20 protein-coding genes and 3 tRNA genes are annotated in these 18714 nt (G+C 59.0%); 8 read left to right on the top strand and 15 right to left on the bottom strand.

Annotation, left to right across the window (positions count from 1 at the left end; all coding sequences use genetic code 11):
• Positions 1-156: 156 nt before the first annotated feature.
• Positions 157-240, bottom strand: a tRNA-Tyr gene (locus tag ACR0JI_RS04125).
• A 116-nt stretch (positions 241-356) separates the two neighbouring features.
• Between ACR0JI_RS04125 and rlmB the strand changes: the two genes are divergently transcribed.
• The 4 genes from rlmB to ACR0JI_RS04105 all read left to right on the top strand — a co-directional run bounded on the left by rlmB (position 357) and on the right by ACR0JI_RS04105 (position 2648).
• A complete protein-coding gene (gene rlmB / locus ACR0JI_RS04120) occupies positions 357-1127 on the top strand; it encodes a 23S rRNA (guanosine(2251)-2'-O)-methyltransferase RlmB (RefSeq protein WP_480493780.1) in 771 nt (256 codons plus the stop codon).
• 15 nt (positions 1128-1142) lie between these two features.
• Entirely contained in the window at positions 1143-1424 is a 282-nt protein-coding gene (locus ACR0JI_RS04115) for a hypothetical protein (protein ID WP_480493857.1), read from the top strand.
• Positions 1425-1606: 182 nt separating this feature from the next.
• Complete coding sequence (locus tag ACR0JI_RS04110; RefSeq protein WP_480493781.1) at positions 1607-1981, top strand: YHS domain-containing (seleno)protein; 375 nt, start codon at positions 1607-1609, stop codon at positions 1979-1981.
• Between the two features lie 196 nt (positions 1982-2177).
• Positions 2178-2648 carry a CoA-binding protein gene (locus ACR0JI_RS04105; RefSeq protein WP_480493782.1) on the top strand — a complete coding sequence of 157 codons (471 nt, stop codon included), beginning with the start codon at positions 2178-2180 and terminating at the stop codon, positions 2646-2648.
• On the opposite strand, the gene ACR0JI_RS04100 is transcribed toward ACR0JI_RS04105, so the two are convergent.
• From ACR0JI_RS04100 to ACR0JI_RS04085, 4 genes are all read right to left on the bottom strand, one after another.
• Complete coding sequence (locus ACR0JI_RS04100) at positions 2645-3217, bottom strand: hypothetical protein (protein ID WP_480493783.1); 573 nt, start codon at positions 3215-3217, stop codon at positions 2645-2647. The two genes, ACR0JI_RS04105 and ACR0JI_RS04100, sit on opposite strands and share 4 nt — an antisense overlap.
• Positions 3218-3286: 69 nt before the next feature.
• Positions 3287-3604: a phosphoribosyl-ATP diphosphatase gene (locus ACR0JI_RS04095; RefSeq protein WP_480475891.1), complete on the bottom strand. Its 318-nt coding sequence runs from the start codon at positions 3602-3604 to the stop codon at positions 3287-3289.
• Positions 3601-4362 carry an imidazole glycerol phosphate synthase subunit HisF gene (gene hisF, locus ACR0JI_RS04090; RefSeq protein WP_480476924.1) on the bottom strand — a complete coding sequence of 254 codons (762 nt, stop codon included), beginning with the start codon at positions 4360-4362 and terminating at the stop codon, positions 3601-3603. Before hisF ends, ACR0JI_RS04095 begins: the two co-directional genes overlap by 4 nt.
• 107 nt (positions 4363-4469) lie before the next feature.
• On the bottom strand, positions 4470-6692 hold the full coding sequence (locus ACR0JI_RS04085) for a fused MFS/spermidine synthase (RefSeq protein ID WP_480493784.1): 2223 nt from the start codon (positions 6690-6692) through the stop codon (positions 4470-4472).
• 226 nt (positions 6693-6918) lie between these two features.
• On the opposite strand from ACR0JI_RS04085, the gene ACR0JI_RS04080 reads away from it, so the two are divergent.
• A complete protein-coding gene (locus ACR0JI_RS04080) occupies positions 6919-7365 on the top strand; it encodes a DUF302 domain-containing protein (RefSeq protein WP_480493785.1) in 447 nt (148 codons plus the stop codon).
• 4 nt (positions 7366-7369) lie between these two features.
• On the opposite strand, the gene hisA is transcribed toward ACR0JI_RS04080, so the two are convergent.
• A complete protein-coding gene (gene hisA, locus ACR0JI_RS04075) occupies positions 7370-8089 on the bottom strand; it encodes a 1-(5-phosphoribosyl)-5-[(5-phosphoribosylamino)methylideneamino]imidazole-4-carboxamide isomerase (protein WP_480493786.1) in 720 nt (239 codons plus the stop codon).
• A gap of 134 nt (positions 8090-8223) precedes the next feature.
• On the opposite strand from hisA, the gene ACR0JI_RS04070 reads away from it, so the two are divergent.
• Positions 8224-8625, top strand: a complete 402-nt coding sequence (locus ACR0JI_RS04070) for a DUF2147 domain-containing protein (RefSeq protein ID WP_209504550.1) — start codon at positions 8224-8226, stop codon at positions 8623-8625.
• 3 nt (positions 8626-8628) lie between these two features.
• Here ACR0JI_RS04070 and hisH read toward each other — a convergent pair whose 3' ends face one another.
• Entirely contained in the window at positions 8629-9267 is a 639-nt protein-coding gene (gene hisH / locus ACR0JI_RS04065) for an imidazole glycerol phosphate synthase subunit HisH (protein ID WP_480493787.1), read from the bottom strand.
• Positions 9268-9855, bottom strand: a complete 588-nt coding sequence (hisB, locus tag ACR0JI_RS04060; RefSeq protein ID WP_480493788.1) for an imidazoleglycerol-phosphate dehydratase HisB — start codon at positions 9853-9855, stop codon at positions 9268-9270.
• A 154-nt stretch (positions 9856-10009) separates the two neighbouring features.
• Here hisB and ACR0JI_RS04055 point away from each other — a divergent pair, with 154 nt between their 5' ends.
• On the top strand, positions 10010-10249 hold the full coding sequence (locus ACR0JI_RS04055) for an Lrp/AsnC family transcriptional regulator (protein ID WP_480482339.1): 240 nt from the start codon (positions 10010-10012) through the stop codon (positions 10247-10249).
• Here ACR0JI_RS04055 and ACR0JI_RS04050 read toward each other — a convergent pair.
• The 3 genes from ACR0JI_RS04050 to ACR0JI_RS04040 form a co-directional block, all read right to left on the bottom strand.
• Positions 10246-11106, bottom strand: a complete 861-nt coding sequence (locus ACR0JI_RS04050) for a GNAT family N-acetyltransferase (RefSeq protein WP_480493789.1) — start codon at positions 11104-11106, stop codon at positions 10246-10248. The two genes, ACR0JI_RS04055 and ACR0JI_RS04050, sit on opposite strands and share 4 nt — an antisense overlap.
• A gap of 81 nt (positions 11107-11187) precedes the next feature.
• Positions 11188-11262, bottom strand: a tRNA-Gly gene (locus ACR0JI_RS04045).
• A gap of 33 nt (positions 11263-11295) precedes the next feature.
• Positions 11296-11370, bottom strand: a tRNA-Gly gene (locus tag ACR0JI_RS04040).
• Positions 11371-11520: 150 nt separating this feature from the next.
• Here ACR0JI_RS04040 and ACR0JI_RS04035 point away from each other — a divergent pair.
• The gene (locus ACR0JI_RS04035; RefSeq protein ID WP_480475907.1) at positions 11521-11673 is read left to right on the top strand and encodes a hypothetical protein; all 153 of its coding nucleotides are present in this window, start codon (positions 11521-11523) and stop codon (positions 11671-11673) included.
• A gap of 15 nt (positions 11674-11688) precedes the next feature.
• Here the strand turns inward: ACR0JI_RS04035 and ACR0JI_RS04030 are convergent, their stop codons facing one another.
• From ACR0JI_RS04030 to ACR0JI_RS04015, 4 genes are all read right to left on the bottom strand, one after another.
• Positions 11689-12072, bottom strand: coding sequence for an MAPEG family protein (locus tag ACR0JI_RS04030; RefSeq protein ID WP_480493790.1), 384 nt, complete (start codon positions 12070-12072; stop codon positions 11689-11691).
• 78 nt (positions 12073-12150) lie between these two features.
• On the bottom strand, positions 12151-15588 hold the full coding sequence (locus tag ACR0JI_RS04025) for a pyruvate carboxylase (protein ID WP_480493791.1): 3438 nt from the start codon (positions 15586-15588) through the stop codon (positions 12151-12153).
• A gap of 154 nt (positions 15589-15742) precedes the next feature.
• Positions 15743-16870 (bottom strand): alpha-hydroxy acid oxidase, encoded by a 1128-nt coding sequence (locus ACR0JI_RS04020; protein WP_480493792.1) that lies wholly within the window; start codon positions 16868-16870, stop codon positions 15743-15745.
• A gap of 39 nt (positions 16871-16909) precedes the next feature.
• On the bottom strand, positions 16910-18706 hold the full coding sequence (locus ACR0JI_RS04015; RefSeq protein ID WP_480475915.1) for a sensor domain-containing diguanylate cyclase: 1797 nt from the start codon (positions 18704-18706) through the stop codon (positions 16910-16912).
• Positions 18707-18714: the final 8 nt, after the last annotated feature.

Genomic DNA, 18714 nt, shown 5'->3' with positions numbered 1-18714 from the left:
CGATCCAGTCGCGTTAGCCCCGGGTTAAGATCTGTAAAACTGATCAGGTCTGTCGCATCTGAGTATGGTGGCAGACCAAAAGCAATAACGCAGCTGCCAGATTACAGGGCAGTGCGGACTACACGTCCCGACCATCTTCGAAATACATTGGAAAGATGGTGGGCGACCCTGGAATCGAACCAGGCGTGCGTCTCCGCGAGGGAGTTACAGTCCCCTGCCACACCTTGCGGCCTGTCGCCCACTGTCAGGCGTTGCACCTGACGTGGAGGCGTGATTACTAGCGCACCAAAGGAGCGTCAACAGGAAAATTTCCCTTTGGCGCAGGAAACCGAATTCCCGGCCCGGAGGCCCTTGAAATGAAGAAACCCAAATGGGTCGTCGAAAAGGAACAGGCGCGCAAAGCTGCCGCTGCAGAAACCGTCTGGCTGTTTGGCCTGCACGCGGTTCGCGATGCGCTGATGAACCCAAAACGGCAAAAACTACGCCTGATGGTGACGCGGAATGCGTGTGACAAACTGGCGGAAGCTGTTGAATTTGCTGGGATCGAGGCCGAAATAGTTGACCCGCGCAAGTTCTCTGCACCCATCGATGCTGGATCAGTGCATCAGGGCGCAGCGCTGGAGGTCAAGCCGTTGGAATGGGGCAGTCTGGCCGATAACTGCATCGGTCGCGAAAACCCTCGCGTCATTCTGCTGGATCGGGTCACAGACCCGCACAATGTCGGGGCGATTCTGCGCTCGGCCGAAGTTCTGGGGGCCAGTGCGGTGATCGGCACACGCCACCACTCCGCACCCGAGACCGGAGCACTGGCAAAAACCGCCAGCGGCGCGCTTGAGCGGCAGCCTTATCTGCGGGTGCGCAACCTTGCGGACGCGATTGTCGAGCTTCAGGGCATGGGCTTTCTGGTCCTTGGGCTGGACGGAGAAGCCGACATGACAATCGAAGGTGCGCTAAGCGATGGCCGTGACCGCCCTGTTGCGCTTGTGCTGGGTGCGGAAGGTCCGGGCTTGCGGCAGAAGACAAAGGAAACCGTGGATCAGTTGGTTAAAATTGACGCAGCCGGGGGATTTGGCTCGCTGAACGTCTCAAATGCTGCGGCAATCGCCTTATATGCATCGCGACCCTGAAAAAAGGAGAGCGTCATTCCCGGTCCTGCCAAAATCGCGACCTGCTGCTATTGCGGCACCCGGGCTGCCCTGATCCTGAAAGGCAAGGAACGGCACGAGCTTAGCTGTTCCAGCTGTGGGGCACCGCTGCACGACCTGAAGATGTTGCCCGTGCGGAAAGTACTCAAACCCGAACCGCTGCGCGCCGCTGTGTCTCATACTGCCCCTCGGAAAACAAAGCGCAAAAAGAGGAAAAAGACCATGCTTGCGCGCGTGTTCGATGAAGCATGGGACGTGATCGAAGACGTCTTTGACTAAGTTTCAATTGGCGGACACTCATTCACAACCGCGTCAACAGGGGTTTCGAAAAGCGCGAAAAGTTGCATCTTGATGGTCTTGAATGTGCAGATTCCAATGTGACGATGCTGAACCGACGTACTCTTCTTTGCTCGCTGAGCACTGTGCTGCTTGCCCCTGCCGTATTTGCGCAGGACAAACCCGTGTATTACGCCACTGATGGTGTGGCGTTGGCGGGGTATGATCCCGTGTCATATTTTGGCAGCGATACGCCCTCAAAAGGGGTGCCCGAAAATGCGGTCATGTGGAAAGGTGCCCGGTGGCATTTCAAATCGCAGACAAATCGTGAGCTCTTCGAGAGCAATCCGCGCGCCTTTGCGCCGCAGTTCGGCGGCTATTGCTCGTACGGGATGGCGATGGGCGTGCTGAAAAGCACAGATCCCAAGGCGTGGCAGGTGGTCGATGGGCGTCTTTACCTGACGCATTCGCCCGAGGTCGAGGAAATCTGGCAGCAGGATCAAACAGGGTACATTGCGATGGCCGAAGAAAATTGGCCCGCAATTCTCTACGGAAGATAGGTAAAGTTCAGCTAATTGTGAAAAGTCATCACAAAAATGCGCTGCCCCTCTTTTTTTTAATAGATCCATGCTTAAATGTCACAGTGACCGCGGAACGGAACTGCCGCGGGTCATTTCACTGTCCCTCGTTCCAACAACTGGCGCCCAAGCTTTCTTGGGCGCTTTTTTCTTTTTGGAACGCTGTTAAGGATAGGGCATGCCAGATTATTCCGATCAGTACCTCAAGGCCATTTTGCAACGCACCAAGACGGTGGCCGTTGTCGGCGTTTCCATGAACCCGGTGCGACCCAGCTATTACGTGGCGCGCTATTTGTCGCTGAAAGGGTTCAGGGTGATTCCCGTCAATCCGGGCCACGCGGGCAATGACCTGTTTGGTCAGACGGTTTGCGGCAGCCTGTCAGAAATTTCCGAGCCTGTGGACATGGTGGACATTTTCCGGCGGTCCGAGGCCGTGCCACCTATTGTGGACGAGGCGCTGGATGCGTTTCCGTCGCTCGGTACGATCTGGATGCAGATTGGTGTGGAACACCCTGAAGCGGCGGCAAAGGCCCAGGCCCGTGGCGTGGATGTGGTGATGAGCCGTTGCCCAAAGATCGAATATCAGCGCCTGTTTGGCGAATTGCGCATGGGCGGATTTTCGACCGGGATCATCTCGTCCAAGCTTTAGGGTTTGGCGGGCACGTAAGGTTTCAGACGGGCGACCTGTTCCTTCCGCCGCTTTTCCAGCACCACGTCGCGCGGAACCCAGTCATACCGGGTATCCTCGACCAGCGGAGACCAGAACAACACGCCGCCATAACGCCACGGGTCCAATACGACACCGTCATACAGCGTCGCACCTTTACCGCTGATGATTGCGGTGCTGTGGTCGATCCGCGTCGGGTTGTCCGCGTTTGCAATGGCACGGTGCAGATCCAGCGTCCGGAAGTTTTCCTGTTTCAACCGCCGCTCGATATCCTCGGCCCAATGCCAGCACAGCCCACGCGGGCGCAGCCCCTTGTTGACCTTCATGTTATGGATCAGGGGCGGGTCTGTGATCTGGTATTCCTCGACCAGCTGAGCGGTATAGGCGTAAGCAATTCCCGCTGCGCGTCGGGCCTCCTCAGGGTCGATATCCGGGCCAAGGCCCTGAATCTCCGTGGCGAGCCGCTGCACCTCATCCCCGGTCGAGCGCGGCGGCGCGGCGCAGCCAGCGACGATGGCAAGGGTTGCCACAAGCATCAAAACTCGGATCATATCGCGCCTTCAGCCTGACAGTCTGGCATCCGATTATAACGGCACAGGCGACGGTGCGGAACCCGGGCCTTACCCTTTGGGGCGGGCAGCCTTTTCGGCGATACCACTGGTGCCCTGACGGCGGTCCAGCTCGGCCAGAACATCATCCAGCGCCACGTCCCGCGCGGCCAGCATGACCAGAAGGTGATACAACACGTCCGCCGCTTCCGAGGTCAGCTTAACCTGATCCCCTTTTACGGCTTCGATGATGGCCTCTATGGCCTCTTCACCAAATTTCTCGGCGCATTTCTCAGGGCCTTTCGCAAGTAGCTTGGCCGTCCAGCTGCTGTCGGGATCAGCCCCCTTGCGTGCCTCGATCGTGGCGGCCAGATCGTGCAAGATGCTCATGTCAACCTCATGGGGATGCCAGCTGCGACCATATGTTCCTTGGCCTCGCGGATGGTGTATTCGCCGAAATGGAAAATCGATGCCGCCAATACGGCGCTTGCGCCGCCCTTGGTGACGCCCTCGACCAGATGGTCCAGAGTGCCAACACCGCCCGAGGCGATCACGGGCACATCTACCGCGTCGGAAATGGCGCGGGTCAGCGGCAGGTTGAACCCGGATTTGGTGCCGTCGCGGTCCATTGAGGTCAGCAGGATTTCACCGGCCCCCTTGGCGACCACGGCTCTTGCAAAGGCAACCGCATCAATGCCGGTGGGTTTGCGCCCGCCATGGGTAAAGATTTCCCACTTGCCGGGGCTGACGGTCTTGGCGTCGATGGCGCAGACAATGCATTGACTGCCGAACTGATCTGCCGCTTCGGCAATCACGTCCGGGTTGGCAACCGCGGCCGAGTTGAAGCTGACCTTGTCCGCCCCCGCCAGCAGCAAGGCGCGCACATCGTCTTTTGTTCGCACCCCACCGCCCACGGTCAGCGGCACGAAACACTGTTCCGCCGTGCGCTGTACCACATCGAACATGGTGCCGCGATTCTCATGGGTCGCGTGAATGTCGAGAAAGCAGATCTCGTCCGCTCCAGCTGCATCATAGGCTTTGGCCGATTCCACCGGGTCGCCCGCATCGCGCAGGCCCACGAAATTCACGCCTTTGACCACACGGCCATCAGCAACATCAAGGCAGGGAATGATCCGGGTTTTCAGCATCTGATCGTCCTTCGTTGCCGGACCTTTACCGACAAAGCGCTGCCGATGCCACAGACGTTTTGCCATCCTTGGCCCTGGTAGCAATGGCCATGGGCGGCGCGGGGGGCTTAGTGATCCCGGTTCTTCAGCAGCGTCAGCGCCGAAAGCAGGTTTGCCTTGTCATCGGTCCATGGCAGCGCTCCGTCGGTCTCGACAATTCGCCAATTTCCATCCTGCGCAAAATTCTCAATTCGGGATTTGTCGGGGCTCAGGATCACAACGCTGCTGGTGGCGGCTCCGGTTTCAACCTGCTCTTCACCCACGGCCAGCCGCTGATGCGCTGCGGTCAGGTTCAAGCTGTCGGCAATTCGGGCCAAAGGCTGGACCAGATCGTAGAACCGGTTTGTGATGTGGAACACCAGAACCCCATCGTCAGTCAGGCGGCTGGTATACATCTCTACCGCCTCGCGTGTGATCAGGTGAAGCGGAATCGCGTCCGAGCTGTACGCATCCAAAACCAGGATATCGAAGGCAAAAGGCTTTTGCTTCAGAACGATCCGGGCGTCACCCAGATGGGTTTTGGAATCGGGCGTGCAATCCGACAGATAGGTGAACAGTGAAGGATCGCGTGCGATCTGGTCTACGGTCGCGTCGATCTCGAAGAAGTCCCAGTTTTGCGAAGGCTGCCGATAGCAGGCCAGTGCACCTGTTCCCAGACCGACAATTCCGATGCTGTTGGATTGCTTGCCGAAGTCCGACGTGATGACCTGTGCCATCGGTCCTTCGGGGTGATAATAGGACAGCGGTGTGGGCCGAGTGCCATATTCGGATTCGCGTTGCCAGCCATGCACCGTGGTGCCGTTCTTGTAGACGCGGTAGCCCTCGCTTGAATACACCGAATGCACGCCGAAAAAGCTGCGATCTTCGAACACAGGATTGTTCTTTACCGCAAATGCGGGCAGCAGAACGACGGTAAGAACCACAGGGATACGCATGGCCTGTGCCCGGAACAGGTACAGCACTCCGAATATCAGCACGAACAGGGCACCTGCACGCGGGATGTCCGCGCTCAGGGCCGCGACGCCGCGTGTCGCACCTGCGATGACGAAGATGAAAACACTTGCCGCGATGCCCATGATGACGTGGCGAAAGGCAAATCCCGGTGCGCGGACAAGGAACAATCCTCCGGCCAGGATCATGGTGATTGGCACCTCCAACTCACGTGTGAAGGCAATCGGTGCAAGGATCGAGTTGAACAGCCCGCCAATCGCTCCGCCCACGGAAAGGGCGATGTAGAACACGGTCAACTGCTCGGCGGATGGGCGCATGTCGTAAAGCAGGCGGTGCGCATAAAGAGCGATGACGAACAACACCGGGACATAGAGCAGAATAACCACCGGCGCGTCATGCTCGCTGACCACGTCGGACACCAGTACGACACCCGCTGCCAATGCCGCCAGCATGGGAAGGTTCAAGGCGTCAAGCGTCAGGTGCTTCCATTTGGCGAATGCGATGATGAAGGACAGGATGTAGACTGCCAGTGGCACTACCCAGATCAGCGGGAGAGCACCCAGATCCGTACTGACCCGCGTTGTAAAGGATAGCATCAAGGAAGAGGGAATGAAGGCGACGAACACCCAGACAGCGATTTGCCGCAGGGTGGGAAAACTGGCCTTAAGCGCCGTTTGAACCGACGATTTTGTATGCTGTGATCCCCGCAAGGCGATCATGCCACTGCCAAGCAAAAGCGCGCCGAACAGCACGAAGCCGACCAGCCAGGCGTGGCTGATCTCGGCAGCGCCAAAAAACGGGTCTGCAACCAGGGGGAAGGCCAACAGCGCCAGCAAGGATCCGACATTGCTGGCGCTGTAAAGGAAATACGGATCATCCGCCGAAGGCCCGCCCGACTTGGCGTACCAGGCCTGCAACAGGGGCGCATTTGCCGACAATACCGCAAAAGGTACACCCACACCTACGGCGAACAGGCCAAGCGTTTGCAGCGCGGTCGAGGTCGAAGCGTCATAGCTCCAGCTTTCGCGGGTGGACAGCGGCAGGAAAGTCAGCGCCGCCACCCAGAAGGCAAAATGGGTGATGATCTGCCAGCGCAGGGGCAGAAACTTGGTCAACAGGTGCGCGTAAACATACCCGATTATCAGCACCACTTGAAAAAACAGCATTGCGGTTGTCCAGACCGCCGGGGCACCGCCGATTTTGGGAAGAACCAGTTTGGCAAAAAGCGGCTGGACAAAGAACAGCAGACTGGCGCTTGTGAAAACCGCCGCACAGAAGATCACAATGGTTGCCGATCCGAATCTGGACGTTTTGGGAACGTCTAGGTTGGAAATACTCACGTTTGCCACCCGGGTTGTTGTGTTTGACGAAGGAGTTAAGCGGAGATTCCGCCCGAATTATGGCTCAACGCAGTAAAATGTTTGGCTTCTGGTTGGATTGTTCTCGAAAGCAAGGGTAAAATGGGCGTTTTCAATTCTGGCAAAGCCTTGCCGATGCCAGACTTGTGATTGTGAGAGGTCTCAAATCTGTGAAAATTGGAGTGAATTTCACAGAAGGAATATCGATATGCGTAGACTGATTCTGGCTTATGTTTTTTCGTTCGGAGGCGCGCTGACCGCTATGGCAGATGATCTGATCAAGGTTCAAACCGACAAATCCGTGGCCGAGGCGCTGGACGCGCTTGAAGCTGCCGTCGGAAATGCAGGCGCAACCGTGTTTGCCCGCATCGACCACGCGGCCGGGGCGGAAAAGATCGGCACGCCCATTCCCGCCAATCAGGTACTGATTTTCGGCAACCCTGCGCTGGGTACGCCAGCCATGCAGATCGACCCGCGTGCCGGGCTGTTTCTGCCTCTCAAGGTGCAGGCTTACGAAGACGCCAATGGCCAGGTGTGGCTGATCTATGAAGACCCGAAAGAGACATTGGACGACCTGAACGATGTCGACAAATCACCGGTCATCGAAAAGATGCGCGGTGCGCTGGCCAAGCTGACCGCCGCAGCCGCGCAATAACCGATCACGACAGGGCGCGGATGGCCTCGGCCAGGTCAATCGCGCCATCATAAAGCGCCCGACCCGAAATCGCGCCGTTCAGCGCAACGCCACAATCGCGCAGGGCGATCAGGTCGTCCAGCGAACTGACACCGCCTGAGGCGATCACCGGGATGGAAACGGCCTGTGCCAGGGCAGCGGTCGCTTCGATGTTCGGGCCCTGCATGGCACCGTCGCGATTGATATCGGTGTAGATGATTGCCGCAACGCCTGCGTCTTCGAAACTACGGGCCAGATCGGTGACCTGAACGTCGGTCTCTTCGGCCCAGCCCTTGGTGGCCACCATGCCGTTGCGTGCGTCGATGCCGACGGCGACCTTGCCGGGAAAGGCTTTGGCTGCTTCGCGCACAAGGTCGGGGTTTTCGACAGCGACAGTGCCCAAAATGACCCGCGCCAGCCCTTTCTCGATCCAGGTTTCGATCGTGGCCATGTCACGGATGCCGCCGCCCAGTTGCGCAGGCACCTTGCACGCTTTCAGAATTGCCTCAACCGGCGCTGCGTTGACCGGCTCGCCTGCGAATGCGCCGTTCAGGTCGACCAGATGCAGCCATTCGCACCCTGCCTCGACAAAAGCACGGGCCTGAGCGGCCGGGTCTTCGTTGAACACGGTGGCCTTGTCCATTTCACCACGCAGCAGGCGTACGGCATTGCCGTCTTTGAGGTCGATGGCGGGGTAGAGGATCATGTCGGGCGGCCCTATATCACTGTTACACGCGTGGGATATCGCACAAGCAGGGCAGGGGATGCAACGCGACGCTGGGTCATTCTTGCCCGTCGCCCACCGGCGGGTCAGACTGCCTTCAAAACAGGGAGAAAATCATGAAGACTTTTACTCTTTCAGCGGGCCTGATGCTGCTTGCTACGGCTGCTTTTGCAGACGATCCGGTTGACGGCCTGTGGAAAACCGCGCCGGGCGACACGGGTGGCTATCTGCATGTGACGATTTCCGAATGCGGCAGTGCGATCTGCGGCACCATCGACAGCGCGTTCGACGCCGATGGCAACCAGCAGCTGGAATATGAGAACCTTGGCAAAAAGATCATCTGGGACATGGTTCCCGAAGGGGGCGGCAGCTATGACAGTGGTAAAATCTGGGCCCCCGACCGGGACAAAACCTACAACTCGAAGATGTCACTGGACGGCCAGAACAAGCTGACCGTCAAGGGATGCGTGGCGGGCGGCCTGATCTGTCGCGGGCAAACCTGGACGCGGGTTCAGTAAGCCTCAGGGCTTCCAGGTCAGGAAGTTGCCCAGCATGCGCAGGCCAACATCCTGGCTTTTCTCGGGGTGAAACTGCATCCCAACCATCGTGTCGCGGCCAATCACGGCCGTGACGTCCTGCCCATATTCCACATAAGCCAACCGCTGCGCCGGGTTGCTTACACGGAAGTGGTAGGAATGGACGAAATAGGTGTGATCGCCTGATTTCACCCCGGCAAAGATCGGGTGATCGCTTTCCAGAACCAGATCGTTCCAGCCCATATGCGGCACTTTCAGCGCGGCATCTGACGGTTCGATCCGAACAACATCACCTGCCACCCAGCCCAGACCATCGGTCTCTGTGTATTCATGGCCTTTGGTTGCCATCAGCTGCATACCAACACAGATACCCAGAAACGGACGGCCCTTCTGTTCGACCGCTTCGACCATCGCGTCATAAATACCCTTATGGCCGCGCAGCTCGGCGGCACAGGCCGGGAAAGCGCCATCTCCGGGCAGAACCAGTCGGTCCGCACGCGCAACCACATCCGCGTCAGAGGTGACGACAACGTCACCAGCGCCGACCTCTTGCGCCATGCGCTGAAACGCCTTTTCCGCTGAATGCAGATTGCCGCTTTCATAGTCGATGATGGCTGTCAGCATTTACAGCGCGCCCTTGGTCGACGGAATCGCATCCGCCTTGCGCGGATCGGTCTCAACCGCATCACGCAACGCGCGCGCGACAGCCTTGAACGCAGCCTCGGCGATGTGGTGGCTGTTGAAGCCGTGCAACTGGTCAATATGCAGGGTAATGCCGCCATGGGTGCTGAGCGCCTGAAAAAACTCGCGCACCAGTTCCGTGTCGAACGTACCGATCTTTTGCGTCGGCAGATCGACAGTCCACATCAGGAACGGACGGCCCGACAGGTCCAGCGCACAGTGCACCTGAGCGTCATCCATCGGCAGATGGCATTCGCCATAGCGCCGGATGCCCTTCTTGTCGCCCAGGGCCTGTGTCAAAGCCTGACCCAGGGCGATGCCGGTATCCTCGACCGTGTGGTGATCGTCGATGTGATAGTCACCCTTGGCGCGGATTGTCATATCAATCAACGAGTGGCGCGCCAGCTGGTCCAGCATATGGTCAAAGAACCCGACGCCGGTCTGATTGTCATAGGTGCCGGTGCCATCCAGATTGACCTCGACCGAAATTTCGGTTTCGGCGGTCTTGCGGCTGATCGAAGCGGTGCGCATGGGCGAATTCCTTTTGCTACAGGCGCGCTTATAGACGGGGTGGGGCCGGTTGATCCAGACCATGCGTTGCAATCACTGCAAACTGTTGCAAGGGATTGCACCCGGCCCGGCACCATGTCAGCTTGCAGACAACACGAACCAACAGGGCCACGCCATGTCCACCTGCGTATTCATCCAGATCCGCTGCAAACCCGGCACCACCTACAAGGTCGCCGAGGAAATCGCCCTGCGCGAAATACACTCAGAGCTTTATTCCACTAGTGGTGAGTTTGATCTGATGCTCAAGCTCTACATCCCCGAAACCGAGGATGTAGGCCATTTCATCAACGAACACCTGCTGGTGATTCCCAATATCGAACGCTCGCTGACGACGATGACGTTCAAGGCGTTTTAACCCAACTCAAACGTTGTCACGCCATAGATGCGGCTCAGGTCGATATCCGGCTGATCGCCGGAATACATCCGGGCCGTTTCGAACACTTTCGCAAGGCCCAACCTGTCGGCCAGTGCAAAGGCGGCACTGTTGGGTTGTGGCATGTCGATGAACACCTCTTGCCCGCTTTGATCTTCGGGCAGAGCTTTTAATACGCTTGCAAGCAGTGCTTCGGCAATGTCGGCGCGGTCCGCAAACAGCGGCCCGACCTTGTATCCGGTCCGACAGGGGCGCAGCGTGGCATAGCCTTTGATCTGCCCGTCTTCGGTAAACACGCGGGACACATGGCCGCTTGCGCTCAGCCAACCATGCAGGAACGCATCGCGCCGGGCGGGGAAAAGCTGACGATCATAGTCCCTTAACGCATCTGAAACGGTGCTCAGCACATCAACACCAGCGGTCGGTGCCAGCGCGCCTAGGATATCTGCAACCCGCCCTGAAAAGCGGTAGTTGTTATAGGCAAAGGTGAACCCGGATTTCCGGTAGTTGTCCTGCTGCTCGACCACGCCATCCAGACCCATGTTGCGCCCGGCACAGTGGGCCAGCGCGTGCTGCGCAATCTCAAGCCCGTGGCCATGGTGTCTGTATTCTGGCTTGACGATGTAGAAACCCAAAAAGGCAAAATCATCGTCGTAGTTCACCGCCGAGACAGACGCGATCAATTCGCCATCCAGAAAACCTCCCAAGAACCCATCGGGATCAGTTGTACGAAAGCACTCGGCATCGTGACGACCCGGATTCCACCCCTCGCGCCCGGCCCAATCCACAGCCTCCTGCAACTCATCAGCGGACAAGGGGCGGATAACATAATCAGACATGCGAACATCCCGTGTTGCGAATTGCATTCAGAATGCCGCAACCGGGGCAGAAGAACCAGCATGTTTGGAAGGTTTGGTATCTGGAGCGGGCGAGGCGATTCGAACGCCCGACCCTAACCTTGGCAAGGTTATGCTCTACCCCTGAGCTACGCCCGCATCAGATACATATGTGGTCCGAAGACCTCTCAATGGAGCGGGCGAGGCGATTCGAACGCCCGACCCTAACCTTGGCAAGGTTATGCTCTACCCCTGAGCTACGCCCGCGCCGTTGAGTGAGGAGGGATGTATAAATTCCCACGCGGGGCTGCAAGCGGAAAAACACAAAAAGCGGGAAAAATCTTTTCGACGGAATCCGGCCCGTGATCCGTTCAACCCGTAATGCAAATCAGTAAAACACAGGCAGGAGGTGCCGTCATGATATCCGTTGCAGACCTGAAGATCGTGACACTTGCCGCGATGATTCTGATTGGCGCTGCCATCCTGAAGCCGGACCTGCATGAACATGATCAGTTCACACCGGTTCTGCTGGGTGCACCGCAGATCGAAACAACCGTTCTGGCAGGGTAACACCCGCCAGACGGCCTAAAGCGCCAGAATCAGGTTTGCGAAAGCCGCCCCCAGAATGGCGAGGAACGTCAGGCTCATGCCGGCCTGCCGCAGGATGACGATCTGCGGCGTTCGCCCAAATCCGTACGCATGCAAAAGACGCCCGGCCAGCAACATCAGCCCCAGCAGATGGACCAATATTCCGGCCGCGCCCTGAAGCTCAACCATGGCAATCAGCAGCAGGGAAATCGGGGCGTATTCGGCGCAGTTCGAGTGTGTCCGTATCGCCTTGATCATCAGCTTGCTGCCACCATCCCCGACCGAGATCTTATCGCTGCGTCGTTGCAGGATCACTTTGACGCTGAGTGCGACGTAGAGAATTGCGATCAGGGCCGCATAGATCGGGGTGATTGCAAGCATAATGGGTCTCCGCTCAATCATAGAAAAAGGCCGTGCGGTCTCCCACACGGCCTGACGAACATTAGGTTGTTTTCCGTCTTATTCCAGTTCGATCAGAAGGTCCTTTGCGTCAATCTGGCCGCCGGGCTGGATATGCACGGCTTTGACCGTCGCATCACGCTCGGCATGGATACCGGTTTCCATCTTCATTGCCTCGATGGTCAGCAGCATGTCGCCTTCCTTGACCTGCTGGCCTGCGGTGACGGTAACCGTGGCCACAACACCCGGCATCGGCGCACCGACATGATCAGGGTTGCCGACCTCGGCCTTTGGGCGCGCCTGTGTGGTTGATGTGACCATCCGGTTCGGCACCCGGATCACACGCGGCTGGCCGTTGAGTTCGAAGAACACCTTGACCTCGCCTTTTTCATCCGTCTCGCCGATGGCCTGACACCGGATTTCCAGCGTCTTGCCGGGGTCGATCTCGGCCGTGATCTCTTCGCCGGGCTCCATGCCGTAAAAGAAGGTGCGCGTGGGAAGGGTACGGACCGGGCCGTAAATCCGGTGACGGCCCATGTAATCCAGAAACACCTTGGGATACATCAGGTACCCGTTCAGATCCTCGTCATCGACCTCTTTGCCTTCCAACTGCTTGGACAGCTCGGCGCGGGTGGCTTCAAGATCGACGGCAGGCACGTCCTTGCCGGGGCGCTGGGTGTTGGGGGCCTCGTCCTTCAGCACCTTCTTGATGATGGTGTTCGGGAATCCTCCCGGAGGCTGACCCAGATTGCCGCGCATCATGTCGACGACCGAGTCTGGAAAGGCCACATCCGTCGCCGGATCCTCGACCTGCTCGCGGGTCAGGCCCTGACTGACCATCATCAGGGCCATGTCGCCAACAACTTTCGACGACGGCGTTACCTTTACGATATCGCCGAACATCTGGTTCACATCGGCGTACATCTGCGCGACCTCGTGCCAGCGCTCTTCCAGACCCAGGCTGCGCGCCTGCGCCTTGAGGTTGGTGAACTGACCGCCTGGCATCTCGTGCAGATACACCTCGGACGCCGGGGCCTGCAGGCTTGATTCGAAGGCCGCATATTGACCGCGCACGGCCTCGAAGTAATCGCTGATCTCGCGGATGGCCTTGATGTCCAGCCCGGTGTCACGGTCGGTGTGGCGCAGGGCCTCGACCACGGTGCCCAGCGTCGCCTGGGAGGTGTTGCCGCTGAAGCTGTCCATTGCGCAATCCACCGCGTCCACACCCGCCTCAGAGGCGGCAAGGATGGTGGCGCTGGCGATGCCGGCCGTGTCATGGGTGTGGAAGTGGATCGGCAGTCCAACCTCTTCCTTCAGCGCCCGGATCAGAATCTTGGCCGAGGCTGGTTTCAACAGGCCCGCCATATCCTTCAGACCCAGAATATGCGCGCCTGCGTCGCGCAGTTCCTTGGCCATGCCGACATAGTATTTCAGGTTATATTTGGCGCGATCAGGATCCAGAATATCGCCGGTATAACAAACGGTGCCCTCGCAGATCTTGCCGTTGTCGATAACAGCATCCATCGCAATACGCATGTTCTCGACCCAGTTCAGCGAGTCGAAGACGCGGAAGACATCAATGTTCTTCGATGCCTGGCGCACGAACTCCTGCACCACGTTGTCGGGATAATTGGTGTACCCAACCCCGTTTGCGCCCCGCAGCAGCATCTGTGTCATCAGGTTCGGCATCGCCTCGCGCAGGTCGCGCAGACGCTGCCATGGGCATTCCTGCAGGAACCGGTAGGCCACGTCGAAGGTCGCACCGCCCCAGCACTCGACCGAGAACAGCTGCGGCAGGTTCGCGGCATAAGTTGGCGCCACCTTGATCATGTCGATCGACCGCATCCGGGTCGCTAACAGCGACTGGTGCCCGTCGCGCATGGTGGTGTCGGTGATCAGCAGCTGCCGCTGCGCTTTCATCCAGTCCGCCACGGCCTGCGGGCCTTTCTGCTCCAGCAGGTTGCGCGTGCCCATCCGCGGCTCGGCCTTCTGCGCGGGGGGCTTGGCGACTTTCAGGTCGGCGCGCGGCTCGGGGCGGTCCTTGGTTTCGGGATGACCATTCACCGTGATATCGGCGATATAGGTCAGAACCTTGGTGCCCCGGTCGCGGCGGCGCTTGAAGGCAAACAGATCCGGCGTCGTGTCGATGAACTTAGTGGTGTATTCATTCGACAGGAAGGTCGGGTGCTTCAGCAGGTTGATGACGAAATCGATATTGGTGCTGACGCCGCGAATACGGAACTCGCGCAGGGCGCGGTCCATCCGGCTGATCGCCTTCTCGGGTGTCGGCGCCCAGGCGGTGACCTTTGTCAGCAGCGAGTCGTAATACCGCGTAATCACCCCGCCCGCATAGGCCGTGCCGCCATCCAGACGAATGCCCATGCCCGTGGCCGAGCGGTAGGCGGTGATACGCCCATAGTCGGGGATGAAGTTGTTCTGCGGGTCTTCTGTGGTGATCCGTGTCTGCAGCGCGTGACCGTTCAGATGCACCTCTGCCTGACTGGCGGCACCGGTGGCTTCGGCCAACGTTTTGCCTTCGGCGATCAGGATCTGCGCTTGAACGATATCGATGCCGGTGACCTCTTCGGTGACCGTGTGTTCGACCTGTACGCGCGGGTTTACTTCGATGAAGTAGAACTTGCCCGTCTCCATATCCATCAGAAACTCGACAGTGCCCGCGCATTCGTAATTCACATGGGCACAGATCTTGCGGCCCAGTTCGCAAATCTCGGCGCGCTGATCTTCGCTCAGGTAAGGGGCAGGGGCACGTTCGACGACCTTCTGGTTCCGGCGCTGGACCGAGCAGTCGCGTTCGTACAGATGATAAATCTCACCATGCTTGTCGCCCAGGATCTGCACCTCGACATGGCGGGCACGGATGATCATCTTTTCCAGATAGCCTTCGCCATTGCCAAAGGCGGCCTCAGCCTCGCGGCGGCCTTCCAGAACCTTTTCTTCCAGCTCATCCCCCGACTGGATCGGGCGCATCCCGCGCCCGCCGCCGCCCCAGGATGCCTTGAGCATCAGCGGGTATCCGATCTCGGCGGCCTCCTTGCGGATCGCGTCCATGTCATCACCCAGAACCTCGGTGGCCGGAATGACAGGCACACCGGCCGCGATGGCCACGCGCCGCGCGCTGGCCTTGTCACCCAATGCGCGCATGGTCTCAGCCCGGGGGCCGATGAAGGTGATGCCGTTTTTGACACAGGCATCCACGAAATCCGGGTTTTCGGACAGCAAGCCATAGCCCGGATGGATCGCATCCGCGCCGCAGTGTTTGGCCACGCGGATGATCTCGTCAATCGACAGATACGCCGCGACCGGACCCATGCCCTCGCCAATCTGATAGGCCTCGTCCGCCTTGAACCTGTGCAGGCCCAGTTTGTCTTCTTCAGCGTAAACAGCGACGGTGCGTTTGCCCATCTCGTTTGCTGCGCGCATGACGCGGATGGCAATCTCGCCGCGATTGGCGATCAGGATCTTGTTGAAGTCTGTCATATCAGGTCCCGGTCTTTGGTGTTTGGGCGTCTTATTGGGCGGAGAATACGCACAGGTACATCCGTTCTTCTGGGTAGAACCGGCATGTTATCGCTCGCAAACGCCCTTTGGCCTCGGCACACTTATAGGGATGCCGCGTTGCAGCATCAATAATTTAGCGTTTCGTCTCAAACTGACATAAATCGGCCAGTCCCATCTGACCCATATTCGCGTGCAGATCCTGCCTCAGGATATCGATCACATGCGCGGGGCCTTTTGCGCCAAGTGCCGCAAGACCGTACAAAAAAGCGCGCCCCAGCATGACGAAATTCGCGCCCAGCGACAGCGCGCGCAAGATATCCAGCCCGCCTTCGACACCGCTGTCGAATATCAGTGGCAGGCGGGTCGCGTTCCGGATCGCGGGAAGAATCTCGATGCTGGCCGGGGCTGCATCGAACTGTCGGCCCCCGTGATTCGACACCCACAGGGCGTCCACACCCACTTGTTCCAGCCTGTCCGCATCCTCGGGGCGTAGGATGCCTTTCACGACAAACGGCCCATCCCAATGATCGCGCAGCCATTTGACGTAATCCAGATCCGGAGAGGTTCGCAGCAGGTATCCGACATGGGCCGTCGGCGGCAGATCACCGGGGTCATCGATATACTTGTCCAGTGTGCGCATGTGTGGAACACCGCTGCGCAGCATGCCCAGTGCCCAGGCGGGCCTTTGGACGATCTGTGCCAGCAGGCGCGGTGTCAGTTTCGGCGGCTGCCGCAGGCCCGAGCGTGTTTGCCGCTCCCTGCGCGAGGCGACAGGGACGTCAGCGGTCAGAACCAAAGTTCGAAATCCCGCCCGGCGCGCCCGGTTCAGCATGTCCATGCGAATCTCGGGGTCCCTTGGCGGATACAGCTGGAACCACGCGGTCTCGCCCAGATAGGGGGCCAGGTCTTCTGGGCTCTGACTGGCCACCGTCGACAGCGAATAGGGAATGCCTGCTTTGGCGGCGGCCTGTGCCAGCAACCGCTCCGCATCAGGCCAGACCAGACCGGACATCCCGATCGGCGCAATACCGAAGGGCAAAGGACAGGTGACGCCCAAGATTTTCACTGACGTATCGAATTCAAGGTCCCCATGCAGGATCGAGGGGCTCAGACGGACATCATCCAGCGCCTTTCGATTGCGATGCCGCGTCGTTTCAATCCCGGTGCCACTGTCGATATATTCCCACACGAAGTGCGGCAGCCGACGGCGTGCGCGGCGTTTCAGATCGGGAATGCCGGGATAGGTACTGTGCAGGTCCATAAGGATTGATCCGGCCTGCGGGGCGATTCGGCAAGGTTTTCAAGCGGCTTCCGGCGATGGGCGTTTACCCGTTGCAGGAACGAGCCTTGCCTGCACCAGCGCCCCGGCGGCGACGTGAACCTGATTGCGCCCCTTGTCCTTGGCGACATACAGCGCATCATCCGCGGCACGCATCAAATCCTGCGGCATGGTGCCGTGGGCGGGGTAATGCGCGACCCCGACCGAGATTGTGATACGGGGCAGGGCCTTTTCACCATAGCGGACAATGACCGCCTCGACCGACTGGCGCAACTGCTCGGCACGGGTCATGGCATCTTCGGGGCTGTTGTCGGGCAGAATCAGCATGAATTCCTCGCCGCCGATGCGGCAGGCGATCTCGTCCCGGTCGCAACCCTGTTCCAGCGCCGCGCCGACCGCGCGCAACACCATGTCTCCGGCGTCATGACCATGCGTGTCGTTGAATTTCTTGAAGTGATCGACGTCCACGGCAATCAGGCTCAGTGCGGCGCCGGTCTGTTGGCTGCGGCTGATGGCCTTGCGCAATGTCTCGGTCATGTGGCGGCGGTTGAACAGCCCGGTCAGCGGGTCGCGCACCGATTGGTCATGCAGCTGATCGCGCATACGGACATTGGCGATTGCCATGCTGATCTGTTCGGCGCACAGCTGCGCCAGCTTGCGGCTTTTATGGAAACAGGCCTCTCGCCCCTCAGCCGCGCGCAGATGCAACAGACCAACGGTTTCCCCGTGGGCCAGAATGGGAAAACAGAAATAGGGCCGCCCGTCATGCGGTTCGGCATGTTCGCAGACAAAATCGATCTCAGAAGCACCGAACTCATAAGTCCGGCCGCGCCTCAAACCCCAGCATCCTTCCGGATGGATATGAGATTTATGCGTTCCACCGTTCCAGCTGGCACACCCGTCCAGCACATCGCGCGAGTTGGAATAGACGTACACGCTGCCCTCAGCCTCGGGCAGGATATGGGTCATAAAGCGGGCCACCATGTCGAAAAGCTCATCCAGTGAGCGGCTCGATTGCAGCCATTCGTTCAACTCGCCCAGCAGGCGCACCTCGCGCGCCAGGCGAAGCTGCTCTCCCATCAGTTCGCGTTCTTTCACGGCCCGTTTGCGCAAATCACGCATCTGGCGGCGGTTGGTGCGGTGGACAATCAGGATGACAGTGGTCAGTGCCAGCAGCGCGACACCGCTAAGAAACACCAACGACCAACGCACACGGGTAATGAACAGGGTCCTGAGATCGGTGATGTCCGAATAGAACTCGATAGCGCCCAGGAATACGCCATCCACGGTGATCGGCGTATAGACTTCGGCCACATGGCGGCTGCCCGGGCCGGTTCGCTTAGCGGGGTCGTTGTCAAATGAATCAACCTCTGTCGCGGGCTTTTCTTCGTGGTTGTAGTAGACCCTTCCGGCGGCGACGACCGACTGGAAGTAAGGTTTTGTATTTACGGCCCCAATATCGTTTGCACGGGTCGACCAGAACACCTGACCGGATGCGTCAAACAGCTTGAACCGATAAATATCCGAGGTTTCGGGCAACAGCATCAGGAATTCCGCGTCATGCTCGTTCAACTCATGGAACCGAAACGTTGCATCCAGATTGTTCAGATGGCTTTCGACCTGACGGCTTAACCGCATGGCGTCTTTTCGCAGGTCCGATTCCAACATGCGGTCTACAACCGGGGCAGGGGCAGCATAGATGCCCCATCCCGCTGCCGCTGTCAGCGCGATCAGAATCAAGGTCACACCCACAAGTTTCAGCCGTGACGACCCGCCCGCCAGTTCCGTCGCTTCCATCTGTTCCACTCCCGCAGCCATGGAACCAG

Source organism: Ruegeria sp. N10 (genome assembly GCF_056531545.1).
Note: the sequence above shows the minus strand (reverse complement) of the source record. Positions and strands in the feature narration are given on the sequence as shown.